This is a genomic window from Gordonibacter sp. 28C (genome assembly GCF_003339845.1).
In the GTDB taxonomy this organism is placed as follows: domain Bacteria; phylum Actinomycetota; class Coriobacteriia; order Coriobacteriales; family Eggerthellaceae; genus Gordonibacter.
The window spans coordinates 1-22,462 of the sequence record NZ_PPTR01000013.1 but is presented as its reverse complement, the minus strand read 5'-3'; the positions used below and the strand labels follow the sequence as shown (position 1 = coordinate 22,462).

Sequence of the window (22,462 nt, the reverse complement as noted above, 5' to 3'; positions counted from 1 at the left end):
GATTGGCGGTGCCGTTCAGGCGCTCCTGCGCGCCGCCTCGTCGTCGAGACGCTCCGCGATCCACGTCTTGATGACGGCCTGGCGGCCGACGCCGATCCGCCGCGCCTCGCGGTCGAGCGCCTCCACCACCCACGCGGGGAAGTCCACGTTCACGCGCTTGGTTTCGGTTTTATCCTCCACCACAGCCGAATCGAAGTCGAAAAACTCCGTAACGTCCTCACCGCGGTCAAACATCTCCTCGAGGTTCTCAGAGGTTATCTTGGTGCTGCGCATAGTATCTCCTCTCTTTTTCCGTCGAGCGCCTGACCGATATGATACGAACCCGATCACCTCGATCGGTCGCTATCGCCGTCCAGCACACGCCGCGCACCGTGCCGACAACAGCGTAACGGCGCTCGTCTCGTTTCTTGGCAGACGCCCTCACGTGGGGCTCGTCCCACAGTCTCTGCGCCTCTCCGAAGTCGATGCCGTGCTTCGCAAGGTTTCGCGCGCTTTTCTGCGGGTCGTATTCGAATTCCATTATAGCTCCTTATAGATATATTATCCATACCTTTATTAACCTTTTACTCACTCTCAACACTCCACCACGACATACACGCGCAGCGGCAGGGGCGACGCGCGACCGTCAGTCCAACGGCTCCTCGGTCTCGATGATGCTGCGATAGAGCTCCATGGTCTCGAGCGAGGGGTCGATGCCCAGCTCCGTGGTGAGGAAGCGGCGGCAGGAGAAGTACGTCTCGAGCGCGGCCGTGCGCTGACCGGCGGCGATCTGCGCCCTCATGAGGGCCGTGTAGGCGTCTTCGCGCGTGCGGTCGCGGCGCAGCGCCGCGCGGGCGAACCACAGCCCCTCCTGCACGTCGTGCGCCGCGACGAGGCGGTCCGCTGCCGCGACGAGCGCGTCGACGAGCTGCACGCGGCACTCGCTGCGCGCCTGCACCACGAACTCGTTGTCCTGCTCGCTGGGCATGAGGTCGTCGGCGAACGCGTCGTCTATCTCGGCGTAGAGCTGCGCCCATCCGTCGGCGCTCGGCTGCCCGAACAGCAGCATGCGGCACACGGCGTCGAACCGCGCCACGTCGGTGTTCAGCAGGCGCTCGTCGAGACGGCAGCCGTTCTGTTGGCGCACGAGGTAGGGGCACGTGCCCGACGGGCCCGACAGGGCGCTGCGCAGGTACGACCATATGCTGTAGAAATTCTTGCGCGCCGTGTCCATCTCGCTTTCGGGCCACAGGATGCGCACGAGCCTATCGCGCGGGAACTCGCGGCCCCTGTTGAGCACGAGCAGCGCCAGAAGCGTCTTCACCTTCTGCCGGCGGAAGCGTCGCGGGTCGACGGGGGCGTCGCCGATGCGCACGTCCAGCCCGCCGAACAGGTTGACGGTGAGCAGGGGGACGATGGTCGTGGCGCGGCCCTTCTCGGGCAGGTACCGGCCGTCGAGGTACGCGTCCGGGCGGGCGGCCGCGCGCTCCGCGCGGCGCTCCTCGCGCTCGCGGGAGGCTCGTTCGAACGAGCGCCTCTGCGAGAACAGCTCCATCTCCGTTCGATGCAGCACGAGGGCCTCGTCGGCGCCGAGCGGCGCGGACGAGTCGAGCCCTCCCCGCTCGCGAACCCGCTCCAAGGCCAAGCCGGCTGCGGCGGCGAACAGGTCGCGCCCCTCTTCCCCCGCCTCGGCAAGCCGTGCCCGGACGAACGCCTCCATGCGCGCCAGAGCCTCCGCGCGCTCGGGCGCCTCGTCGGATCGAGCGCCCTCCCGGCCCTCGGCCACCTCGTCGAGCGCCCAAGCCGCCGCGAGGGCGCGGGCGTCCCCATCCCCGTCCTCCATGCGGGATGCGGCGCCGTGCGCGAGCCACGACGGATCGTCGAGGAGAGCCAGCTGAGCCGACACGAGGGGGCTCCAGAACGCCGCGTCGGGCGAACGTCCCGCATCGCGGCCCATCGACGAGGCCGCGTCGCCGCCCCCATGCGAACCCGCAAGCCGCGCGAGCTCCTCGTGCGCCCTCTTGCGCGACGGACCCTTGCCGCGCCGCACGACCAAGAGCGCCGCGAGGGCGCGCACGCCATCGGGCGCCGACAGGTCGAAGGCGACGCGCCGGGCGAGGCCGAGCGCCCCCGACACGTCGCCGAGCACGGCGAGCCTCACGGCCTCCCCCAGTTCGAGCCGCGGGCTCGCAAGGGAGGCGGTCTGCCCGAGCGAGGCGTACAACTCGTGGCCCGGCAGCACGCACGCCCGCCTCATGAGCGCGCGCGATCGTTCCGCGAGCCACGCCGCGCGCGCAGCTCGCGAGCAGAGCGCCCCCACCAACTCGCAGGCCCGCTCGCAGCGGGCGCGGTCGACGAGGGCGTCCGCCCAGCGCCCCACGAGCGCGTCGCGCCCGGCGAAGCGCGAGCGGACGGCGAGAGCGTCGACCTTGCCGGCGATGGCCCCCGCCACGGCCGACGCGGGGAAATCGGGTGCCTCGAACCGCTCGCGGCGCCGATCGACGCCCAGGTAGGGATAGCTCGATGCCAAGAGCGCCACGAGATCGTCGCCGCACGGGCCGAACGCGTCCACGTCGAGCACGGAGCCCATCCCCAACACGAGCATCGTGGCCATGGCCAACAGCACGTCGGCGGGCAGCTCCTCGCGCAGGATGCCGCCCAGGAAAGCGGCCTCCGCGCCGGGAGGGCCCCACACCAGCGCGGGGATGCGCTCGGCCGGGGGAACCGCGGAGGCGGGCCGTGCCGCCCGGTCGTCGGAAGAGCGGCCGACGTCGACCTCGACGTCGGAGAGCAGCAGGTCGACTGCGGAAAGCTTGAGCCGGTCGTGCTGAAGGGGCCCGTAGGCGTCGCACGAGGGCGCGCACGTGGCCAGGACCTCGCACCCGCGCCCGAGCAGCTCGTCGAACGCGGCCGACAGCGACGCCGCCCGGGCGGCGTCGAGCGGCGGCACATCCTCCATCACGACGAGGAACGGCCCCTCGTCCGCCGCCGTCAGCGAGGACACGATGATGTCGCGGTCGAGGTCGCGCAGAAAGCACGGGCTGCGCCCGTTGATCCAGAACACGTGCTCGAAGGAGAACACCGTGTCGGAGTACTCCATGGCAAGCCCGCTCTTGCCGAAGCCCTCCGGCGCGACGAGGAACCGCGCCACGTGGCGCTCGCGCAGAAGCCGCGCGATGAGATCGGGCCGGGGATAGTGGCGGCGGGACGCCAGATGGTTCGGCCGACGGCCTTTGCACGCCGATTGTTCCAGGAATCCAGTCATAGGGCAACGCTCCTCTCGAAGAGGCAGCGCATCAGCCCAGATGGTTTGCTTATCATAGCCGCAGGGTCAGCGTTCTGCAAGACCCGACATCCGTTCGCGGCCCGAGCGAAACCGGCCCGCCGGAAAATGAGGAAGGCGCACGAAAGCGCGCGGGACCGTTCCAAGCGGTGCGAAAACGGCATCCGAGGGCGCGAACAACGCGCACGCGGGCGCGCGGCGGACCGCCGCGACGGTGTACAATGGGCTGCGACCCGAACGAGCAAGGAGAGCCCGATGTTCCGACCAGCCACCCTCGCCGACCTGCCCGCGTTTTTCTGCGGGCACGCGCAGAACGCCGAAGCCGCCACCGGATGCACCGTGATCGTCGCGCCCGAGGGAGCGGTATGCGGCGTGGACGTGCGCGGCGGCGGCCCCGCAACCCGCGAGACCGACCTGCTGCGCCCCGAGAACATGATCGAAGCCGTGCACGCCGTCGTGCTCGCAGGCGGCAGCGCCTTCGGACTGGCCGCCTCGACCGGCGTCATGGACGAGCTCGCGGGGCGCGGCATCGGCTTTCCCGTGGCCGGCGCGCGCGTGCCCATCGTGGTGGGAGCCTGCCTGTTCGACCTGCCCGTCGGCGAGAACGCCCACCCCGACGCGGCCATGGGCGCCGCGGCGTGCGCCGCCGCGTTCGAGCGCGAGGCGAGCGAGCCTCTGGCCGAGGGCAACGTCGGTGCCGGCTGCGGGGCGACGGTGGGAAAGCTGCTGGGCGGCGAGCGCGCCATGAAGTCGGGTCTGGGCGTGTGCGGCTTGGCACTCGGCGACCTCGTCGTGTGCGCTGTCGTGGCCGTGAACGCGCTCGGCAACGTGCGCGACGAGAACGGCGCTTGGATCGCGGGATGCCGCGACGGCGAGGGCGGCGTCATGGACCCGCTCGCAGCGTTCGGCGCGATGGCCTCGCAGGCGGCCGCCGGCGAGGCATCGGGAGGAGCGGCTGCGAAGGGAGGGCCCTGCCCCAACACCACCATCGGCGCGGTGCTCACGAACGCGCGGCTCACGAAGGCGCAGGCGACCAAGACCGCCTCGACCGTTCACGACGCCTACGCGCGCGCCATCAAGCCCGTGCACACGCTGAACGACGGCGACACCGTGTTCGCGTTCGCGTCGGGCGAGATCGAGGCCCTGCCCGACGCGGTGTCCGTACTGGCGACCGAGGCCATGCAGGGCGCCGTCGTGCGCGCTGTGCGCGAGGCGGAGGGGGCCTACGGGCTGCCCGCCGCCCGCGACCTGGCCGGGCGGCGGTAGGAGGCGCGCGTGGAGACGACGAAGCTCGCGAACCGCACGCTGTTCGTCCTGGCGGTCATCGTCACCGGCGCCGTCGCCGGAGCGTTCGTCTGGGCGCTGCTGTTCGTCATGAACCTGGGCATAACGTTTATCTGGAGCAATCTGGGCTCGCACTTCGGCATCTACTTCCCCCTGGCCGCCTGCCTCATGGGAGGCCTGGTCATCGGCCTGTTCGCCAAGCGGTTCGGCCCTTATCCCGAGGATCTGAACGCGGTCATGGCGAAAGTGAAGCGCGACGGGCGCTACGACTACGACAAGCTGGGCCCTATGTCCGCAGCCGCGCTGCTGCCGCTCTTCTTCGGCGGGTCCGTCGGCCCCGAAGCGGGCCTCACCGGCGCTATCGCGGGCATCTGCACATGGGTGGGCGACCGCATGAAGCGCTTCGGCGCCGACTTCCAGCAGCTCACGGAGGTGGGCACCATGGCGGCGCTCTCGGCCATCTTCACCGCCCCCCTGTTCGGCTTCGCGGCGCCGCTCTACGGCGACGGGGACGACGGCACGGACGACGCGACCATCACGCTGCCGAAGAACGGGAAGATCGTCGCGTACTTCTGCGCCATCGCGGGCGCGCTCGGGGCGTTCATGGGGTTGGGGGCGCTGTTCGGCGGCGGCCTGTCGTTGCCGCGCTTCACCGACATCCACGTCGGCGCGACCGAGCTCGCCTGGCTCGTGCCGCTCGCCCTCACAGGCGCCCTGGCCGGTTGGCTGTTCTGCGTGTTCGACGGCCTGTTCGAGAAGGCGTCCGGCAAGATGGGCGACCGACCCGTAGTCAAGGCCCTTGTCGCCGGGCTCGTGCTGGCGTGCGCCGGCATCCTGCTGCCGTTCACCATGTTCGCCGGCGAAACGCAAGCCGAGCAGCTGGGCGAGGTGTGGACGACCATGGGCGCGCTCGCGCTTCTGGCCACGGGGTTCGCGAAGGTCGCGGTCACGCCGCTGTGCATCCGCTTCGGCTGGAGGGGAGGCCACTTCTTCCCCGTCATCTTCGCGGGCATCTCCATCGGCTACGGCATGGCAACGCTCACCGGCGCCGACCCCGTGTTCTGCCTGTGCGCCTGCACGGCCGCGCTCGTGGGCGGCGTCATGCGCCAGCCCCTCATGGCCGTGCTGCTGCTGTTCCTGTGCTTCCCCGTCAAAGGCGTCGTGGTCATGTTCCTAGCAGCCGCCCTGGGCGCCGCCGTCCCGCTGCCGAAGGCGTTCCGCCCCGTCAAACGGGAGAAGACCCCGGCAGGCAAGGACCATAATCGCAGGAGCGCCGAGAAGCCGGCCGAAAGCTAGGAGCGGGGCTCCACCGCCAGCTTGAACCCGAGCGCCTCGACCACGCCCATGACCGTGGAGAGCCGGGGGTTGCCGTCGGCCGAAAGCGACTTGTACAGGCTCTCGCGTCCCACCCCCGCCGTCTCGGCCACCTGCGCCATCCCCCCACGCGCCCGAGCCACGTCGCCGAGCGCCACCTGGAAGAACTCCGGGTCGTTCTCCTCCAGCGCAGCGGTCAAGTATGCAGCGATGGCCTCGTCCGAATCGAGGTAGTCCTCTACGCGAAACTCGCTCAGCTCTATCGGCTTCCTAAAGGGATTCCTCACAAGGTGCTCCTTCCTCCGCGCAGCGCGCGAACCATCCGTTTCGCCCTCGCAACGTCCCGCGCCTGCGAACCCTTGTCGCCGCCGCAAAGGAGCGTGACCGACGAACCGTCGCTGCGCGTGCCGTACACGCGATATCCAGGTCCTGAGTTTATTCGCAACTCGAACACCCCTTCGCCCACATCGCGCACGTCACCGACAAGGCCGACCTGCAAACGGCGAATGCGCATGGACACGAGGCTTCGCGCCTCGATGCCCTTCATTCCGCCCATCCACCGGGCAAACTCCGGCATCACACGCACCGCTATCGCACGCTGTTCCATCTCCGCTCCTTTGTATCTTACAGGATACTAACCTCTGCGTCAAGGGTAGAGGCCGAAACGGAAGCATAGCAGCGAAAAGACATCGATTATATTGCGGGAGAGCCGTCGGGAAGCCGCGCGAATCTTGCACGGATCCAACGCGAGAACCGTGCGAACCTTGCGGGATTGTCCGCTCGAAACCGCCGGAACCTTGCGGGAACCCAACAGGGGGTCGAGCCAAACTCGAACGAATCCAACGCATATGAAAACGGGGGCGGCCCGCTTTGCGCGCGCCGCCCCCGTTCGATCGATCCCCTACGCCTTGCCCAAGAGCTTGGCGATGCGGTCGGAGTACTCCAGCTCGGTGAGCCCGGCCTCTTTCGCCAAGTCGATGACCGGCGCGTCGTTCCACAGGGCCTCGAGGCGGTAGTACTCGCGCGTCTCGGGCTGGAACACGTGCACGACGATGTCGCCGTAGTCCAAAAGCGACCACGTGCCGTCCTGCGTGCCCTCGCGATGCAGCGGCTTGCAATGCCCCTGTACGCGCTCGGCCTCCTCGATCTCGTCGACGATGGCCTCCACCTGGCGGTTGTTCGCCGCCGTGGCGATGACGAAGTAGTCCGTCACGCCGATGAGGTCGCGCACCTCCTGCACCATGATGTCGGTGGCCTTCTTCTCGTCGGCCGCGCGCGCCGCTATGAGGGCGCGCTCCCGCGAGGTCGTCTCGTCCTGCTTGTTCTTCGGTTCGCTCACGCTGTTCCTTTCTTCTTCCTTCGGTCGTCCGCCGCGTCGCGCGAGCGGGCGATGTAATAATTCCATATCTCGATGGTCTGCGGATGCACGCGCTTGCGGCGCTGCACGAGGTTCAGGAACACGTGCCCGAACGTCGCCAGGTACAGCTCCTCGAGCGGCACCCTCCCCACCAGGCTGCGGATCTCCCCCAGCCCTTCGTAATCGCGCCCCGGTTCGAGCGCGTCGGCGATGTAGACGATCATGTCGAGGTCGGTCATGCCCACCGCGCCCGCGGTGTGCCGCTCGACGGCCTGCACCACGTCGCGCGGCAGGCCGGGGAACTCTCGGGCGAGGGCGGCTGCGGCCGTGGGGCCGTGCAGCAGTTGGGGCATCTCCTCGAACACGTAGGGGTTCACGACCAGGCCCAGCTCCTCCACGCGCGCGCGTATGCCCTCGTCGTCGTAATTCTTGTCCCAGTCGTGCAGCAAGCCCGCCAAGCGCGCCTTCCGCTCGTCGGCGCCGTAGAGCCGCGCGAGGTTCTCGGCCGTCTTCGACACGCCGAGCGCGTGCTCGAACCGGCCGCGCCGCAGACGGCGGGACAGATCGTCCTCGCGCGCCGCGAAGAACGCGTCGGACAGCACATCGGCCGCGCCGCAGGCGGGTCGGGGATCTTCGCTCATCGCAGCGCCTCCTTTCCCGCCCCGGCCAGGCCGCTTGCCGCCGCAGCCCGCGGCGATCGACCGGGTGCGTCGCCCGCGTCGTCGGCCCCCGTCGCCGGAACCTCTTCCGCGCGCTCGGCCGCATCGTCCGCCTCCCCGTACAAGCCGTGCTCCAGGATGTAGTCGCGCACGCTCTGCATGGTAAGGTAGCGGATGGAACGGCCCTCGCGCAGGCGCGCGCGCAGGTCGCTCGACGATATGGCCAAGGCCGTGACCTCGAGGTACGAAACATCGAAGCTGCCCTCGTCCTCTATCTCGCGCTTGCGCTCGGCCGTGAGCGCGTAGCCCGGCCGCGTGACGGCGATGAGATGGGCGAGATCGGCGATGGCGGCGCTCTCGCGCCACTTCACGATGTGCGCCACGGCGTCGGCCCCCGTGATGAAGAACAGCTCCACGTTGGCCGGGTAGTGGGCGCGCAGCTCGCGCAGCGTGTCCACCGTGTAGGTGTCGCCGCCGCGCTCGATCTCGAGCGCGCTCACGCAGAACGCCGGGTTGCTGGCCACGGCGAGCCGGCACAGTGCCAGGCGGTCGACGGCCGGCGTGACGCGGCGGTGCTTCTTGAACACGGGGTTGCCGGCCGGCACGAACACGACGGCGTCGAGGCCGTATGCCTCGCGCGCCTGCTCGGCCGTGGCCAGGTGCCCGATGTGGATGGGGTCGAACGTGCCGCCCATGATGCCGAGGCGCGCGGGTGTGCCGTCCGCGCCCAGGTCGTCGAAGCGCTCGCAGATGCGTGCCACTACGCGCGCACCTGCCCGTCGCCGCGCAGCACGTACTTGTACGACGTGAGCGCCTCGAGCGCGAAGGGCCCGCGCGCGTGCAGCTTCTGCGTTGAGATGCCGATCTCGGCACCCAGGCCGAACTGCCCGCCGTCGGTGAAGGCCGTGGAGGCGTTCGCGTACACGGCGGCCGCGTCGACGCGCGCGAGGAACCGCTCGCACGCGTCCGCGTCCTCGGCCACGATGGCCTCGGAGTGCTTCGTGCCGAAGCGGTTCACATGGTCGACGGCCTCGTCCACGCCGGACACGCACTTGACCGCGATCTCGGGCGCCAGGTACTCGGCAGCCCAGTCATCCTCGGTCGCGGGCACGGTCTCGATGCCGTGCGCCGCCGCCACGCCGGCCGCGCGATCGTCGGCGTGCAGGACCACGCCGCGCTCGCGCAAGTCGGCCAGCACGGCCGGCAGGAACGCCTCGGCGACGGCCTCGTCCACGAGCAGCGTCTCGGCGGCGTTGCACACGCCGTAGCGGCGGCATTTCGCGTTCACGACGATGGCCCGGGCGCGCTCGAGGTCGGCCGACGCGTGCACGTACACGTGGCAGTTGCCCGTGCCCGTCTCGATGACCGGCACCTTCGAGCACTCGACGCAGTGGCGGATGAGGCCCGCGCCGCCGCGCGGGATGAGCACGTCCACCACGCCGTGCAGCTGCATGAGCTCGTCGGCGGCGGCGCGGTCGGTGGAGGCCACCAGGCCGATGCAGCCCTCCGGCATGCCGGAGGCGACGGCCGCGTCGTGCAGCGTGGACGCGACGGCCGCGTTCGAATGCGCGGCCATGCTGCCGCCGCGCAGGACGGCCGCGTTGCCGGATTTCAGGCAGATGCCGGCCGCGTCGGCGGTCACGTTCGGGCGCGCCTCGTACACGACGGCCACCACGCCCAGCGGAACGCTCACCCGGGTGAGTTCGATGCCGTTGTACAGCGTGCGCTCGTCCTGCACGGCCCCCAACGGGTCGGGCAGCGCCACCAGGTCCTCGAGTGCGGCCGCCATGGACTCGATACGTGCGCAGTCCAGCATGAGGCGGTCGATGAGGCTCTCCTTCGTGCCGGCGGCGCAGGCCGCCTCCACGTCGAGCGCGTTCGCCTCCACGATGGCCGGCGCATGCGCGCGCAGCGCCCCCGCCATGGCCGCGAGCGCCGCGTTGCGCTCCTCCGCGCTCGTCTGCCCCAGCGCGACGCTCGCGCGCTTCGCCGCCTCGGCGACGCGCCTGACCTCGGCCCTTGCGTCTTCGATTACCATGCCGTCTCTCCCCTACTCGAACACTATCAGCTCGTCGCGATGCACGAGCGCTTTGTCGGCCAAGCCGGCCAGAAGCCGGTTCGCCCGCAGCGTCTCGCGCGAATGCCCCACGGCGAGTTCCACCTCGTCGCTGGCCGCGGCCACGAGGCCGCGGGCGAACAGGTGGCCCGCGTCGTCCTTGATGTCGACGACGTCGCCCGCGTCGAACCGTCCCTCGACCCGGGCGACGCCCACGGACAGAAGCGAGCTTCCCTTCCCGATGAGCGCGGCCTTCGCGCCCGCGTCCACCACGAGCGCGCCCTTGGCCGCGTCGCCCAGGGCGATCCACAGCTTCTTCGGCGTGATCTCGTGCGGCTTGCGCGCGGCCACGAACCGCGTGCCCACGTCCTCGCCCGCCGCGGCGTCCACGATGGCGTCCGCGCGCCGGCCGGCGCAGATGACCATGGGGATGCCCGCCACCATGAGCACGCGCGCAGCCTTGATCTTCGTCACCATGCCGCCCGAGCCCACGGTCGTTCCCGCACCGCCCGCCACGGCCATGATGTCCGGACCTATGGCCTCCACGCGCCCGATGAGCTTCGCATCGGGGTTGAAATGCGGGTTCGCGTCGTAGAGCCCCTCGATGTCCGAGAGGATGACCATGAGGTCGGCCTCGATGAGGCAGGCCACGAGAGCCGCGAGCGTGTCGTTGTCGCCGAAGCGGATCTGCTCGACCGACACGGTGTCGTTCTCGTTCACCACGGGCACCACGCCCAGCTCCAAAAGGCGCGTGAGCGTGTCGCGCGCGTGCAGGTAGGCCCGGCGGTCCGCCGTGTCGCGGCGCGTGAGCAGCACGACCGACGTGACGATGCCGTGGGGCGCGAACGCCTCGGCGTAGGCCGTGGACAGCACGCCCTCGCCCACCGAAGCCGCAGCCTGGAGGCTCGGCATGTCGTGCGGACGCTTGTCGATGCCCAGGGCCTCCAGGCCGCACGCGATGGCCGCCGACGTGACGATGACCGGCTGCCAGCCCGCCGCGCGCACGCGCGCCACCTGGTCGGCCACCGACTGCAGGTAGCCGTAGTCCACCTTGCTCTCGGACGTCGTCAACGTGGACGACCCTATCTTTATCACCAGGCGCCTTCCCCGCCCCTCCTCGGGGCGGACGGTGCCGACAGAACCCTTCGTCACAGGTCGAGCTCCTTGAACATATCCTCCGCCGTGCGCGCCGACTCGAAGTCGAACGCACGCCCGACGATGCGTATCTCGTCGCCGTCAACCGCGCCGGCGCGTTCGAGCGCTTGCTCCACGCCCAGGCGCTTCAGACGGTGCTGCAAAAAGGCGATAGCCTCCTCGTTCTCCCAGTCGGTCTGCACCACCATGCGCTCCACCTGGGGGCCGACGACGCGGAACACGCCTCCGCCCAGATTGAGCACCTCGAAGCGCTTGTCGCGCGCCTCGCGCTTGTGTTCCCACACATGGTCGTACTGCACGTCGGCCGCGAGCTCGGCCCGCGAGGCCTCGCGCAACTCGTGCACCTTGGTGGCGATGGCGGCCTTGAGGGCCTCCACCCCCTCGCCCGTGAGCGCGCTGATGCGGTAGAGCTTCGGGTCGATGGGGCTGGGAGCGAACTCGTCGCCGCCGGCCGCCGCCACGGAGTCCGCCCTCACGCGCTCGGCCAGGCGCTCGGCGGCCTCCTCGGTGCCGGGCACGTCGATCTTGTTCGCCACGACGATGCGCGGGCGCGCCGCCAGGTCGTCGGCGTACAGAGCCAACTCGCGGTTGATGACCTCGTAGTCCTCCAACGGGTCGCGGCCCTCGTAGTCGCCCGTCAGATCCACCACGTGCACGATGAGCGCCGTGCGCTCGATATGGCGCAGGAACTCGTGGCCCAGGCCCCGCCCCTCGGCTGCGCCCTCGATGAGCCCGGGAATGTCGGCCGCCACGAAGCTCAGGTCGCCCGAGCGGGCCACGCCCAGGTTCGGCACGAGCGTGGTGAACGGGTAGTCGGCGATCTTGGGGCGCGCCGCGCTGATCTTGGCGATGAGCGACGACTTGCCCGCGCTCGGCATGCCCACGAGCGCCGCGTCGGCCATGAGCTTCATCTCCAGCTCGATCCAGCACTCCTGGGCCGGTTCGCCCAGCTCGGCGAACGCCGGCGCGCGCCGCGTGGGCGTGACGAAGTGGATGTTGCCGCGTCCGCCCATGCCGCCGCAGGCCACGGTCACGCTCTCGCCGTCGTGCGTGAGGTCGGCGATAAGCTCGCCCGTCTCCTTCGACTCCTCGAAGTACTCGCGCACCACGGTGCCCACGGGCACCTTGAGCACCAGGTCCTCGCCCGTGGCGCCGTGCATGCGGCTGCCCTTGCCGTGCGTGCCGCGATCGGCCTTGAAGTGGTGCTTGAAGCGGTACTCGATGAGCGAGGACAGGCTCGCGTCGGCCTCCACCACCACGTTGCCGCCGTGTCCGCCGTCGCCTCCGTCGGGCCCGCCCTTGGGCACGTGCGCCTCGCGGCGGAACGACATGCAGCCCGCGCCGCCGTCGCCGCCCTTCACGTGGATGCGTACTTTGTCTATGAACACTTGGTACCTCTATCTCGGGCCCGGTTCCGCACAGGGCGGAACGGAGGGTCGATTCATTGATCTCGCAACTCGGATTGTATATGAAAAATGCCCCCTGACGAGCAGGGGGCACGCGAAAACAGATAACGTTACGCAGTCGTGGCGCGCGAGATTCGCTTTTACGCCTCGGGGCGGACGTGCACCTTGTGCTTGGCGCCCTTCGTGAACTCCACCTTGCCGTCGCACAGGGCGAACAGCGTGTCGTCCTTGCCGCGGCCGACGTTCTCGCCCGGATGGATGTGCGTGCCGCGCTGGCGAACGATGACGTTGCCCGTGTGCACCTCTTGACCGCCGAACAACTTCACGCCGAGACGCTGCGCGTGGGAATCGCGGCCGTTACGGCTGGAACCGAGACCCTTCTTGTGTGCCATGGTATTCCCTCCCTTGCTTTATTCGGCGTCGACGGACGCGGGTTCTTCGGCCTTCTCGGCCTTCTTCGGAGCCGCCTTCTTGGCGGCGGCCTTCTTCTCGGCCTTGGCCGAGCCGACGGATTCGATCTCGACGCGCGTCAGCTGCTGGCGATGGCCGCGCATCTTCTTGTAGTTCTTGCGCTTCTTGAACTTGAACACGAGCTGCTTCTCGCCCTTGAACTGCTCGAGGACGATGGCGGTGACCTTCGTGGCGGCCGCCTTGGCAGGATCGGCCTCCACCTTGTCGCCGTCGACGACGCAGATGGCCTCGAGTTCGACCTTCGCGCCGACCTCGGCTTCAAGCTTCTCGATGTTCAGCTTGTCTCCGGGGGCAACCTTGTACTGTTTGCCGCCCGTTTTTACGATTGCGTACATGAGTGTCTCCTTGTATGAAATAAAACGCAAGGCGATATCTTAACAGCGTGACCGTAGCAAGTCAATGTGATCGTATGCACAATCTCCGCGTATCATCGCACTCTTTCCTTTGCTGCGCCTCCACAGAGCGCAACATTCATATGATAGCAGATAATCATAGCCACACACGACGGCGTGGCGTGTTTTTTTCCAGCCTCACAGGTTCGACAAAGTCAGCCGAACCCCTAGTGCGACTCCGCCCAGTTCGCGCCCCACGACACGTCGACGTCGAGCGGGACGCGCAGTTCGGCGATGTTCTCCATGACGTCCTTCACCAGGGCGGACAGCGCCTCGATCTCGCCTTCGGGCACGCTGAAGTCCAATTCGTCGTGCACCTGCAGCAGAAGCCGAGCCTGGAAGCCCTCGGAGGCCAGGCGGCGCTGCACCTCGGTCATGGCCAGCTTGATGATGTCGGCGGCGCTGCCCTGCATGGGATGGTTCATGGCCGTGCGCTCGCCGAAGCCGCGCGTGGCGGCGTTCGTCGCCTTGAGCTCGGGGATGTGGCGCTTGCGGCCGAACATCGTCTCGGCGAAGCCCTTCTCCTTGGCCTCCTCGATCGTGGCGTCCAGGTAGGAGCGCACGCCCGGGTACGCCGCGAAGTAGCGCTCGATCATCTCCTTCGCCTCGCCGAACGGGATGCCCAGGCTCTGCGACAGGCCGAACGCCTGCTGGCCGTACACGATGCCGAAGTTCACGGCCTTCGCGCGACTGCGCAGCTCCGGCGTGACCTCGTCCACCGGCACGTCGAACACGCGCGCGGCGGTGCTGGCGTGGAAGTCGGCGCCCGAGCAGAACGCCGCGACCAGGTGCTCGTCGCCGGAAAGGTGCGCGAGCAGGCGCAGCTCGATCTGCGAGTAGTCGGCGGAGAGGAACTTGCTCCCCTTCTCGAGCGGCACGAAGCACTCGCGGATCTGGCGGCCGAAGTCGGTGCGCACGGGGATGTTCTGCAGGTTCGGATCCGACGAGGACAAGCGCCCCGTGGTGGTGACCGTCTCGTTGAAGCACGTGTGCACGCGCCCGTCGCCGGCGCGCATGCGGGGCAGCGCGTCGATGTAGGTGGATTTGATCTTCGAGAGCTCGCGGTAGCGCAGCACGAGCGCGGGCAGCTCGTGGTCGGCGCACAGCTCCTTGAGCACGGCGGCGTCGGTGGAGTAGCCGCGCTGGTTCTTCTTCTTGGGCTTGAGGCCAAGCACCTCGAACAGGATGCGCGAGAGCTGTTTGGGGCTGTCCAGGTTGAACGTCTCCCCCGCCATGTCGAAGATGCGCGCCGACAGCTCGTCGAGCTCGGTTTGGGTGCTGGCGCCCAGCTCGGCCAGGCGGTCGCAGTCGACGGCGGCCCCGGTGCGCTCCATGACGGCGAGCACGCCCACGAGCGGCAGATCGATGTCGAAGTAGGCGCCGCGGCTTCCGTCTCTCTCGAGCGCCTCCGTGAGCGGACCCACGAGCGTGCGGGCAGCCGCCGCCTGCACGCAGGCCAGGTCGGCCTCCGCCTTCGTCTCGGGCAGCACGCCGCCGCAGTAGGCGTCGAGCAGCGCGTCGAAGGAGTACTCCGTCACCGACGAGTTCAGCACGTAGCCCGCGAGCCCCAGGTCGAACGCCCGCATGCCCACGAGGTCGTCGTCGGCGACGAGCGCCGGCTCGGCCGTGTCGGCCGGGTAGACGCGGTGCGCGGCGTGCTTGACGTCGAGCGCCGCGAACGAGCCGTCCCGCACGACGCGCGCGAACGCCGCGAGGCCGCCCTCGTCCTCGTACAGCGCCGTGCCCTGCGCCGTGGAGATGGCGCACGTGAGGTCGACGTTGAAAAGAGACGCCTGCTCCGGCTCCACGAACGACACGCCCAGCGTCTCGCCGCGCGCGACGGCCGCCTCGACGAGCGCGTCGGCCTCGGGCCCGGTGACGACGGGCTCCCATGAAAGCGGGGCCGCCTTCTTCTCCAGCTCGCGTCCCACAAGCTTGAGCACGCGGTTCAGATGCGCGTTGAACTGCACCTTCTTGAACGCCTCGGTCACGTCCTCGGGGTCGAACGACGGGAAGCTGCATCCCTCCAAGTCGAGCGGGAAGTCCAGGTCGCGCACGATGGTGGCCACCTCGCGACTCAGGAAGGCCATATCCTTGTTGTCGACCATCTTCTCCTTCTGCTTGCCCTTGAGGTCGTCCACGTGCTCGTAGATGCCCTCGAGGTTCCCGTAGGTCTGCAGCAGCTTCGCGGCCGTCTTGTCGCCGATGCCGGGCACCCCGGGGATGTTGTCCGACGAGTCGCCTTTGAGGCCCAGGAAGTCGATGAACTGGTCGGGGCGCACGCCGTAGCGCTCCTCCACCTCGGCCGGCCCGTAGATGGCCACGTCGGTGATGCCCTTCTTCGTGGTGACGATGCGCGTCTTGTCGGTGGCCAGCTGATAGGCGTCCTTGTCGCCCGTCACGAGCAGCGTCTCGTACCCGAGCTCCTCGTCGCGCGCGGCCACGGTTCCCAGCACGTCGTCGCCCTCCCAGCCCTTGATGCGCACGACGGGCACGGCCATGGCCTCCAGCAGCTCCTCGATGATGGGAAACTGCACCTTGAGGTCGTCGTCCATGGGCGGGCGCTGCGCCTTGTACTGCTCGAGCGCCTTCATGCGGAACGCCGGGCGCCCCGCGTCGAACGCGCAGATGATGGCGTCGGGGCTGGCCATGTCGATGAACTTCAGCAGCATGGCCAAAAAGCCGAACACGGCGTTCGTGGGCGTGCCGTCGGGCGCGTTCATAGTCTGCGGAACGGCATGGTAGGCGCGGTGCATGAGCGAGTTGCCGTCGATGACGGCGATCTTCTTCGGCATGGTCGTGTCCTCCGTCGCTTGGTTTCTGATCGACCAGTATAGTTCAAGGGCCGCGCACCGCACCCGAACGCCGCCCGAGAAACAGAAAACCGCAACGGGTCTTGCGCACCCAACCCGCCTCGTCGCACCGGGCCTTCCGGCGCTCAGCCCCCAACGGCTTGCAGGTTGAATCCTCTCACCAGAATATCTCACGGCGGCCCCCCATCCCGCCCACGAATCCCCGCCCTTCTCAACCTCGCCAAACCTGCCCGGAGCGAGTCCGGCGAGGGGGTTCCGGGCCCCCGCTTCGCTGCTCTCGCGTATCCCCTGATCGCCAAAGCGATCAGGGGATACGCGCTCGTGCGCTGCGCTCCCTCATGCTTTGGAATGCGCCCTGCGGGCGCGGATGACGGTGTTCGGAAGGGCCCGGAACCCCCTCGCCGGACTCGCTCCTGCTGGTTCGCAGTCGAACAACCTGCGGTAAGGCCGGCGCCCGGGGAGCCGTTTCGATTCCTTCTGAACACCGTTCCTGTTTTGCGCCCGAGGGGCGCATCGTCCAAGGCATAAAGGAGCGCAGCGCACGAATGCGAAAGCCCTGTTCGCCGAAGCGAACAGGGCTTTCGCATGAGCAGCGGAGCGGGGAATCGAAACGGCTCCCCGGGCGCCGGCCGGACAGGTTGATCGAACCCCGCAATAAAACAAAAGGGCCAAGGGGATGTTGAAAGGTTGCCGAGCGGGGGCAACGAGCTCTGCACCTTGGTGAGAGGATTCAACCTGCGAGGCTGTGAAGGCCCGGAGACCCCTAGGCGCTCCAGAGGTAGCCCACGCCGCGGACGGTTTCAAGGTGCTGGGACAGGTCGGGGCCCAGCTTGGCACGGACGCGACGGACGTGAACGTCGACCGTGCGCGAGCCGCCGTAGTAGTCGAACCCCCACACGCGGCGCAGGAGGGCGTCGCGGGAGTACGTGCGGCCGGGGTGGGTCACGAGGAACGCGAGCAGCGCGTACTCGAGGTACGTGAGGTCGAGGGGCTCGCCGGCCACGTTCACCTGGTAGGTGGCCAGGTTGATGGTCATGGAATCGACCGCGATGAAGTCGGAGGCGGAGCTCTCGTTGCCGGGCCACAGCAGCTGGCGGATGCGGGCGGCGCATTCCTCGGAGCCGGCCCCGTGCACGACGAAGTCGCTCTTCACCTGCACGGGCAGGCGGAACTCCCCCAGCTGATCCTCGCCCACGATCACGAGCAGCGACGCGGAACCGTCCTCGAGCAGCAGGGACTCGGCCTGCGCCACGCAGCCCAGCGCCTCGCCGCGCGCCTCGTAGATGACGAGGTCGTAGCCAGGGTGCTGGGAGAGCAGCTTTTTGAACTGCGCCGACGAGCCGGCCGCCACGTCCACGTCGAGGCCGGAGAGCACCTGCTGGAACTTGTGCGCGTTGTCCAGGCTGTCGGCGACGAAAATAACCGATTTCCTCATGTCAGAGCCCCCGTCCTTCAGACCCGTCCATGGTTACAGCACCGCCAGGTAGCGGTCGCGTTCCCAGGCGCTCACGTTGCCCTGGTAGTCGTTCCATTCGGCGCGCTTAGCGGCCACGAGGTAGGAGTGGATGTGCTCGCCCAGCGTCTCGCGCATGAGATCCGACTCGGCGAACAGCTCGACGGCCTCGCCCAGGCTCTCGGGCAGCGTTTGGAAGCCCTGGTGGCGCAGGTCCTGGCGCGGAAGCGAGAACAGGTCCCGGTCCTCGGTGGGCGGCTGCAGCTCCAGCTCGTCCTCGATGCCCTTGAGGCCGGCGGCCAGCATGACGGCGAAGGCCAGGTAGGGGTTCGCGGCCGGGTCGGGGCTGCGCAGCTCGATGCGGCAGGCGTCCTCGCGGTTCGGGCGGTAGCCGGGGATGCGCACGAGCGTGGAGCGGTTGCTGCTCGCCCACGACAGGTACGTGGGCGCCTCGCCGCCGGAGATGAGACGCTTGTAGGAGTTCACGTACTGGTTCGTGACGGCGCAGAACTCGGGCGCGTACTTCAAGAGGCCCGCGACGTAGTGCTTCGCCACCTTCGACAGGTGGTAGCCCTGCGGGTCCTCGGGGTCGTAGAACGCGTTGTTGCCGTCGAAGTCGAACAGACTCTGGTGCACGTGCATGCCGCTGCCCGGCTCGTCGGCCATGGGCTTGGGCATGAACGACGCGTACACGCCGTGCTTCATGGCTATTTCCTTCACCACCAGCTTGTACGTCATGACCGCGTCGGCCATGGACAGCGCGTCGGTGAAGCGCAGGTCTATCTCGTGCTGCGACGGGCCGTTCTCGTGGTGGGAGTACTCAACGGGAATGCCCATCTTCTCCAGCGTGAGCACCGTGTCGCGGCGCAGGTCGGAGGCGTAGTCGAGGCTCGTGAGGTCGAAGTAGCCGCCCCGGTCGAGCACCTCGGTGCCCTCCGCGTCCTTGAAGTAGTAGAACTCCAGCTCGGGGCCGACGTTGAACACGTAGCCCATCTCCTGGGCCTTCTCCACCGTGCGCGCCAGCACGTGGCGCGGGTCGCCGTCGAAGGGCCGGCCGTCGGGCGTGCGCACGGCGCAGAACATGCGCGCGACCGCGTTGCTCTCGGGGCGCCACGGCAGCACCTGGAACGTGGAGGCGTCCGGATAGGCCAGCATGTCGGACTCCTGCGTGCGGCAGAACCCCTCGATGCAACTGCCGTCGAAGCCCATGCCGTCGGCGAAGGCGTCGTCCAGCTCGTTCGGCACGACGGCGAACGACTTCATGGTGCCCAGCACGTCGGTGAACCAGAACCGGACGAAGTGCACGTCGCGGCTCTTCACGGTCTTGAGGACGAAGTCTTGGTCGGGGTTCGCGGTCATGGGACGGTCCTTTCTCTCAAGCAACCATTATACGGCATGACGTTTCGGTTTCGTTACGCCGACGTCGACCAATGAATTTCGCGAGATGGAACAGGTTTTTCGACCCGGTCGAAAACAAGACGCGCGCCCCCGGAGGAGCGCGCGTCTCTCGATGCCGCGCGGTTTCGCGGCCGACAGGCCGGCGGAACCCTTACTTCTTCAGATCCTCGATGCTCGCGGTCTTGCCGGGGTACAGGCCCAGCGGCTCGAAGTGTATCTTGCCGGCGGACACGAGCGTCGTGCCGTTCTCGGCGTTGTAGTCCTCCAGGTACGTGATGTGCTGGAAGTAGTTCGCGTCGAGCTCGCCGTCGGCCAGCGCCACGTTCGGCTGGATGTAGTCGGAGAACTCCTTGACCTCCAGCGTGTAGCCGTGGTTCGCGAGGATGCCGCGCACCTGTTCGAGGATCTCGGCGTGCGGAGCGGGCGAGGCGCCCACCAGGATGCGCGTGTCGCCGTCCTTCGCGTCCTCGATCTCCACGTTGCCGGGGGCGTCGAGCGGCACGACCTGGCCGGCGTACGTGTCCTCCATGTACTGGCGCGCCGTGGCGCTCTGCAGCGCCGTGACGAGCGCCTTGATCTTGTCGCTGTTCTCGTCGCCTTCGCGCACGGCCACCACGTTGGCGTACTTGTCGGCGGCCTCGGACGCGGTGTCCTCGCGGGCCACGGCCGACGAGACGTCGATGCCGCCGCTGATGGCGTAGTTGCCGTTGATGACGGCCATGTCGACGTCGGGCAGCGTCGAGGGAAGCGAGGCCGCCTCCATCTCCACGATCTCGATGTTGTGCGGGTTGTCGGCGATGTCGTTCTTCGTGGCCGAGAGCCCCGCGCCGTCCTTCAGCGTGATCAGGCCCTGGTCCTGCAGAAGCAGCAGGGCGCGCGCCTCGTTCGTCGGATCGGACGGCACGGCGATCTTCGCGCCCGCCGCCCCTCCGCAGCCCGCAAGCGCGGCGAGCGCGGCGCCGGCCACGGCCACCGTGGCAACCGCTTTCGCAATGGTTCTGATTTTCATGTTCGTAGTCCCTTCCCTATAAGGTTTCAAATGTCTTCGAGTTCTCTTCTCAACGTCGTTTGTCAACGCGCCGGGCCAACAGGTTGCCCAGGCTCTGCACCACCTGCACCAGCACGATGCACAGGATGAGCGCCGCCACCATCACGTCGCCCTGGTAGCGCTGGTAGCCGTAGCGGATGGCGATGTCGCCCAAGCCGCCCGCGCCCACCATGCCGGCCATGGCCGAGTAGCCGAACAGCGTGATGAACGCGATGGACGCGCCGCGGATGAGCGACGGCAGGCTCTCGCGCAAAAACACCTTCACCACGATCTGCCACACGCCGGCGCCGAAGCTCTGCGCCGCCTCCACCAGGCCGCCGTCCACCTCGGCCAGGCTCTGCTCCACCATGCGCCCCACGAAGGGCGCGGCTGCCACCGTGAGCGGCACGACGGCGCCCGGCACGCCCAGCGACGTGCCCACGATCCAGCGCGTCACCGGGATGAGCACCACGAGCAGGATGATGAACGGCACGGAGCGCCCGATGTTCGTGATCCAGCCGAGCACCGCGTTCAGCACGCGGTGCGGGCGCAGGCCGCCCGGAGCCGTGACCACCAGGGCCACGCCGAGCGGGATGCCGATGACGTAGGCGAAGAGCGTTGCCGCCACGGACATGACGATGGTGTCCCCCGTGCCCTGCGCGAGCAGCAGGCCGTACTGGTCGAAGAACGATGCGAGGAAATCCACGCTACCTCCCCTCCAGGCTGTCGTACTCCAGAAGCTCGCGCGTCACGGGGCTTTGCGGGTTGGAGAACACGTCGGCCGTGCTCCCCTCCTCCACGATGCGCCCCGCGTCGATGACCGCGATGCGGTTGCATATCTTCTTCGCCACGGCCAGCGAATGCGTGATCACCACCATCGTCACGCCCAGCTCCTTGTTGATGTCGGCCAGAAGGTTCAGGATGGACACCGTCGTGCGCGTGTCGAGCGCGCTCGTGGCCTCGTCGCAGAGCATGACCTTGGGATTGTTCGCCAGCGCGCGGGCGATGGCGACGCGCTGCTGCTGGCCGCCGGAAAGCTGGCTGGGGTACCGGTCGACCTTGTCCCCCAACTCCACCAGATCCAAAAGCTCGCGAGCGCGCTTCTCCGCAACGTCCCTCTTCTCGCGGCGCAGCTCCAACGGGAACATGACGTTGCCGAGCACCGTGCGCTGCTGGAACAAACTGAAGTTCTGGAAGATCATGCCGATGGACGCGCGCAGCTCCAGCAGCTCCTTGCCCTTGAGGTTCGTCACGTCCGCCCCGTCGATGACGACGCGTCCCGCGGTGGGGCGTTCCAGCAGGTTGATGCAGCGGACGAGCGTCGACTTCCCCGCGCCCGACGCGCCGATGATGCCGAAGACGTCGCCGTCCTCGATGGTCAGGCTCACGTCGGAGAGCGCATGGTGGGCGGCGTCGGCCGCGCCGTCGTAGGTTTTGTTCAGGTGTTCGAGCTGGATCATGGGATTCTCTATCGTCTCGTTCGTGCTTGCATGCGGAAACTTGCGGCTGTTCAGTATAGCCGCGCGGAGGCTAGGCCTGAGCGTCGGCGCACGGGCCGACCAACCCAGGCTTGGGCATCATCATGTCCATGATATGCACGAAGAGCGAACTCATAGATGTGTATCTTACGTGATGCGCGCGCCCTGTCAAGACGGAAAGGGCCCTCTCGCCTATGCGATTATTCCATCATTGGCTATCTATTATTTATATATCCAGGTTTCTGCAACCTCATATGATCGAACGTGCGGAAGAGCTCCGCAACAAGTCGTGGACGGCAAAAACACGAGCCGGTAACGCACGCGTGACGAACGCATGTCATCCTTCATTCCCCGCGCGAAAAGGTTATACTTGGTTGCTCATCCATCGTCGCACGCGATGGGCGAACGTACTGTGCATAACGAGAGGCGGGGACCCCATGACGTCAGAATACGCGGAAGCGTTGAAAAGAAGCGGCATCGACTACGACGAGGCCATGGACCGTTTCGGCGGCAACACGGCGCTGTTCGAGAGGCTCGCCGCCAAATTCCTCGACGACGCCCATTTCACCGCCCTCGAACAGGCCCTTGCCGACGGGGACGACGCGGCGGCCCTGCGCGAGGCCCACACGCTCAAAGGCGTGGCCGGCAACCTTTCGTTCACCGACCTGTACGATGCGGTCAGCGACGTGAACGCCGCGCTGCGCGAAGGCGACTCCGCCGCCGCGGAGGCGCGCATGGAGCCCGTCCGCCGCGCCTACGACGCCGTGACGGCCGCCCTGCGCTCGCTGCGCGACCAAGGCTGATCGCCCTCGCCCATTACAGTTAGACCCAGCTCTTGCTGGGTCTAACTCTTTCCTTTGATCCCCTGTGCGGATTACGATGGGAGTTGACCCTGCGGGGTTGCTGGCCGACCAGCCCCGGATGGCCCTTCGCCCTT

The 22,462-nt window shown here is 68.1% G+C and carries 22 protein-coding genes; 3 read left to right on the top strand and 19 right to left on the bottom strand.

Annotated features, from left to right (window positions below; all coding sequences use genetic code 11):
* Positions 1–15: 15 nt before the first annotated feature.
* The 3 genes from brnA to C1878_RS13615 form a co-directional block, all read right to left on the bottom strand.
* The gene (gene brnA / locus C1878_RS13625; protein ID WP_114602160.1) at positions 16–273 is read right to left on the bottom strand and encodes a type II toxin-antitoxin system BrnA family antitoxin; all 258 of its coding nucleotides are present in this window, start codon (positions 271–273) and stop codon (positions 16–18) included.
* Complete coding sequence (locus tag C1878_RS13620; protein ID WP_114602159.1) at positions 248–520, bottom strand: BrnT family toxin; 273 nt, start codon at positions 518–520, stop codon at positions 248–250. The genes brnA and C1878_RS13620 overlap by 26 nt, the downstream gene beginning before the upstream one ends.
* A gap of 105 nt (positions 521–625) precedes the next feature.
* Positions 626–3,244, bottom strand: a complete 2,619-nt coding sequence (locus tag C1878_RS13615) for a BTAD domain-containing putative transcriptional regulator (protein WP_114602158.1) — start codon at positions 3,242–3,244, stop codon at positions 626–628.
* Between the two features lie 273 nt (positions 3,245–3,517).
* Between C1878_RS13615 and C1878_RS13610 the strand changes: the two genes are divergently transcribed.
* Entirely contained in the window at positions 3,518–4,528 is a 1,011-nt protein-coding gene (locus C1878_RS13610; protein ID WP_114602157.1) for a P1 family peptidase, read from the top strand.
* 9 nt (positions 4,529–4,537) lie between these two features.
* Positions 4,538–5,842, top strand: coding sequence for a chloride channel protein (locus C1878_RS13605; protein WP_114602156.1), 1,305 nt, complete (start codon positions 4,538–4,540; stop codon positions 5,840–5,842).
* On the opposite strand, the gene C1878_RS13600 is transcribed toward C1878_RS13605, so the two are convergent.
* The 16 genes from C1878_RS13600 to C1878_RS13525 form a co-directional block, all read right to left on the bottom strand.
* Entirely contained in the window at positions 5,839–6,147 is a 309-nt protein-coding gene (locus C1878_RS13600) for an addiction module antidote protein (RefSeq protein ID WP_114602155.1), read from the bottom strand. The two genes, C1878_RS13605 and C1878_RS13600, sit on opposite strands and share 4 nt — an antisense overlap.
* Positions 6,144–6,467 (bottom strand): type II toxin-antitoxin system RelE/ParE family toxin, encoded by a 324-nt coding sequence (locus C1878_RS13595; RefSeq protein ID WP_199519354.1) that lies wholly within the window; start codon positions 6,465–6,467, stop codon positions 6,144–6,146. The genes C1878_RS13600 and C1878_RS13595 overlap by 4 nt, the downstream gene beginning before the upstream one ends.
* Before the next feature lie 294 nt (positions 6,468–6,761).
* The gene (rsfS, locus tag C1878_RS13590; protein ID WP_241963753.1) at positions 6,762–7,199 is read right to left on the bottom strand and encodes a ribosome silencing factor; all 438 of its coding nucleotides are present in this window, start codon (positions 7,197–7,199) and stop codon (positions 6,762–6,764) included.
* Positions 7,196–7,858 (bottom strand): bis(5'-nucleosyl)-tetraphosphatase (symmetrical) YqeK, encoded by a 663-nt coding sequence (gene yqeK / locus C1878_RS13585; RefSeq protein ID WP_114602153.1) that lies wholly within the window; start codon positions 7,856–7,858, stop codon positions 7,196–7,198. Before yqeK ends, rsfS begins: the two co-directional genes overlap by 4 nt.
* Positions 7,855–8,637, bottom strand: coding sequence for a nicotinate-nucleotide adenylyltransferase (nadD, locus tag C1878_RS13580; protein WP_114602152.1), 783 nt, complete (start codon positions 8,635–8,637; stop codon positions 7,855–7,857). The genes yqeK and nadD overlap by 4 nt, the downstream gene beginning before the upstream one ends.
* Positions 8,637–9,914 (bottom strand): glutamate-5-semialdehyde dehydrogenase, encoded by a 1,278-nt coding sequence (locus C1878_RS13575; RefSeq protein WP_114602151.1) that lies wholly within the window; start codon positions 9,912–9,914, stop codon positions 8,637–8,639. Before C1878_RS13575 ends, nadD begins: the two co-directional genes overlap by 1 nt.
* 12 nt (positions 9,915–9,926) lie before the next feature.
* On the bottom strand, positions 9,927–11,084 hold the full coding sequence (gene proB, locus C1878_RS13570; RefSeq protein WP_114602150.1) for a glutamate 5-kinase: 1,158 nt from the start codon (positions 11,082–11,084) through the stop codon (positions 9,927–9,929).
* Positions 11,081–12,475, bottom strand: coding sequence for a GTPase ObgE (obgE, locus tag C1878_RS13565; protein WP_114602149.1), 1,395 nt, complete (start codon positions 12,473–12,475; stop codon positions 11,081–11,083). Before obgE ends, proB begins: the two co-directional genes overlap by 4 nt.
* Positions 12,476–12,633: 158 nt before the next feature.
* A complete protein-coding gene (rpmA, locus tag C1878_RS13560) occupies positions 12,634–12,885 on the bottom strand; it encodes a 50S ribosomal protein L27 (protein WP_080143454.1) in 252 nt (83 codons plus the stop codon).
* A gap of 18 nt (positions 12,886–12,903) precedes the next feature.
* A complete protein-coding gene (gene rplU / locus C1878_RS13555; RefSeq protein WP_114602148.1) occupies positions 12,904–13,299 on the bottom strand; it encodes a 50S ribosomal protein L21 in 396 nt (131 codons plus the stop codon).
* A gap of 224 nt (positions 13,300–13,523) precedes the next feature.
* Entirely contained in the window at positions 13,524–16,151 is a 2,628-nt protein-coding gene (polA, locus tag C1878_RS13550; RefSeq protein WP_114602147.1) for a DNA polymerase I, read from the bottom strand.
* Between the two features lie 781 nt (positions 16,152–16,932).
* A complete protein-coding gene (locus tag C1878_RS13545; protein ID WP_114602146.1) occupies positions 16,933–17,604 on the bottom strand; it encodes a winged helix family transcriptional regulator in 672 nt (223 codons plus the stop codon).
* A 33-nt stretch (positions 17,605–17,637) separates the two neighbouring features.
* Positions 17,638–18,981, bottom strand: coding sequence for a type I glutamate--ammonia ligase (glnA, locus tag C1878_RS13540; RefSeq protein WP_114602145.1), 1,344 nt, complete (start codon positions 18,979–18,981; stop codon positions 17,638–17,640).
* Between the two features lie 190 nt (positions 18,982–19,171).
* Positions 19,172–20,029, bottom strand: coding sequence for a MetQ/NlpA family ABC transporter substrate-binding protein (locus tag C1878_RS13535; RefSeq protein ID WP_114602144.1), 858 nt, complete (start codon positions 20,027–20,029; stop codon positions 19,172–19,174).
* A 49-nt stretch (positions 20,030–20,078) separates the two neighbouring features.
* Entirely contained in the window at positions 20,079–20,753 is a 675-nt protein-coding gene (locus tag C1878_RS13530; protein ID WP_114602143.1) for a methionine ABC transporter permease, read from the bottom strand.
* Between the two features lies 1 nt (position 20,754).
* A complete protein-coding gene (locus tag C1878_RS13525; RefSeq protein ID WP_114602142.1) occupies positions 20,755–21,507 on the bottom strand; it encodes a methionine ABC transporter ATP-binding protein in 753 nt (250 codons plus the stop codon).
* A 455-nt stretch (positions 21,508–21,962) separates the two neighbouring features.
* Here C1878_RS13525 and C1878_RS13520 point away from each other — a divergent pair, with 455 nt between their 5' ends.
* A complete protein-coding gene (locus tag C1878_RS13520; RefSeq protein ID WP_114602141.1) occupies positions 21,963–22,328 on the top strand; it encodes an Hpt domain-containing protein in 366 nt (121 codons plus the stop codon).
* Positions 22,329–22,462: the final 134 nt, after the last annotated feature.

What these genes read in the sequence shown, in the direction of transcription:
- C1878_RS13535 (WP_114602144.1), bottom strand. Translation starts at nt 20,029, where the DNA reads ATGAAAATCAGAACCATTGCGAAAGCGGTTGCCACGGTGGCCGTGGCC.
- glnA (WP_114602145.1), bottom strand. Translation starts at nt 18,981, where the DNA reads ATGACCGCGAACCCCGACCAAGACTTCGTCCTCAAGACCGTGAAGAGC.
- C1878_RS13525 (WP_114602142.1), bottom strand. Translation starts at nt 21,507, where the DNA reads ATGATCCAGCTCGAACACCTGAACAAAACCTACGACGGCGCGGCCGAC.
- C1878_RS13575 (WP_114602151.1), bottom strand. Translation starts at nt 9,914, where the DNA reads ATGGTAATCGAAGACGCAAGGGCCGAGGTCAGGCGCGTCGCCGAGGCG.
- rplU (WP_114602148.1), bottom strand. Translation starts at nt 13,299, where the DNA reads ATGTACGCAATCGTAAAAACGGGCGGCAAACAGTACAAGGTTGCCCCC.
- C1878_RS13520 (WP_114602141.1), top strand. Translation starts at nt 21,963, where the DNA reads ATGACGTCAGAATACGCGGAAGCGTTGAAAAGAAGCGGCATCGACTAC.
- C1878_RS13610 (WP_114602157.1), top strand. Translation starts at nt 3,518, where the DNA reads ATGTTCCGACCAGCCACCCTCGCCGACCTGCCCGCGTTTTTCTGCGGG.
- yqeK (WP_114602153.1), bottom strand. Translation starts at nt 7,858, where the DNA reads ATGAGCGAAGATCCCCGACCCGCCTGCGGCGCGGCCGATGTGCTGTCC.
- polA (WP_114602147.1), bottom strand. Translation starts at nt 16,151, where the DNA reads ATGCCGAAGAAGATCGCCGTCATCGACGGCAACTCGCTCATGCACCGC.
- C1878_RS13620 (WP_114602159.1), bottom strand. Translation starts at nt 520, where the DNA reads ATGGAATTCGAATACGACCCGCAGAAAAGCGCGCGAAACCTTGCGAAG.
- C1878_RS13595 (WP_199519354.1), bottom strand. Translation starts at nt 6,467, where the DNA reads ATGGAACAGCGTGCGATAGCGGTGCGTGTGATGCCGGAGTTTGCCCGG.
- C1878_RS13615 (WP_114602158.1), bottom strand. Translation starts at nt 3,244, where the DNA reads ATGACTGGATTCCTGGAACAATCGGCGTGCAAAGGCCGTCGGCCGAAC.
- rpmA (WP_080143454.1), bottom strand. Translation starts at nt 12,885, where the DNA reads ATGGCACACAAGAAGGGTCTCGGTTCCAGCCGTAACGGCCGCGATTCC.
- brnA (WP_114602160.1), bottom strand. Translation starts at nt 273, where the DNA reads ATGCGCAGCACCAAGATAACCTCTGAGAACCTCGAGGAGATGTTTGAC.
- C1878_RS13545 (WP_114602146.1), bottom strand. Translation starts at nt 17,604, where the DNA reads ATGAGGAAATCGGTTATTTTCGTCGCCGACAGCCTGGACAACGCGCAC.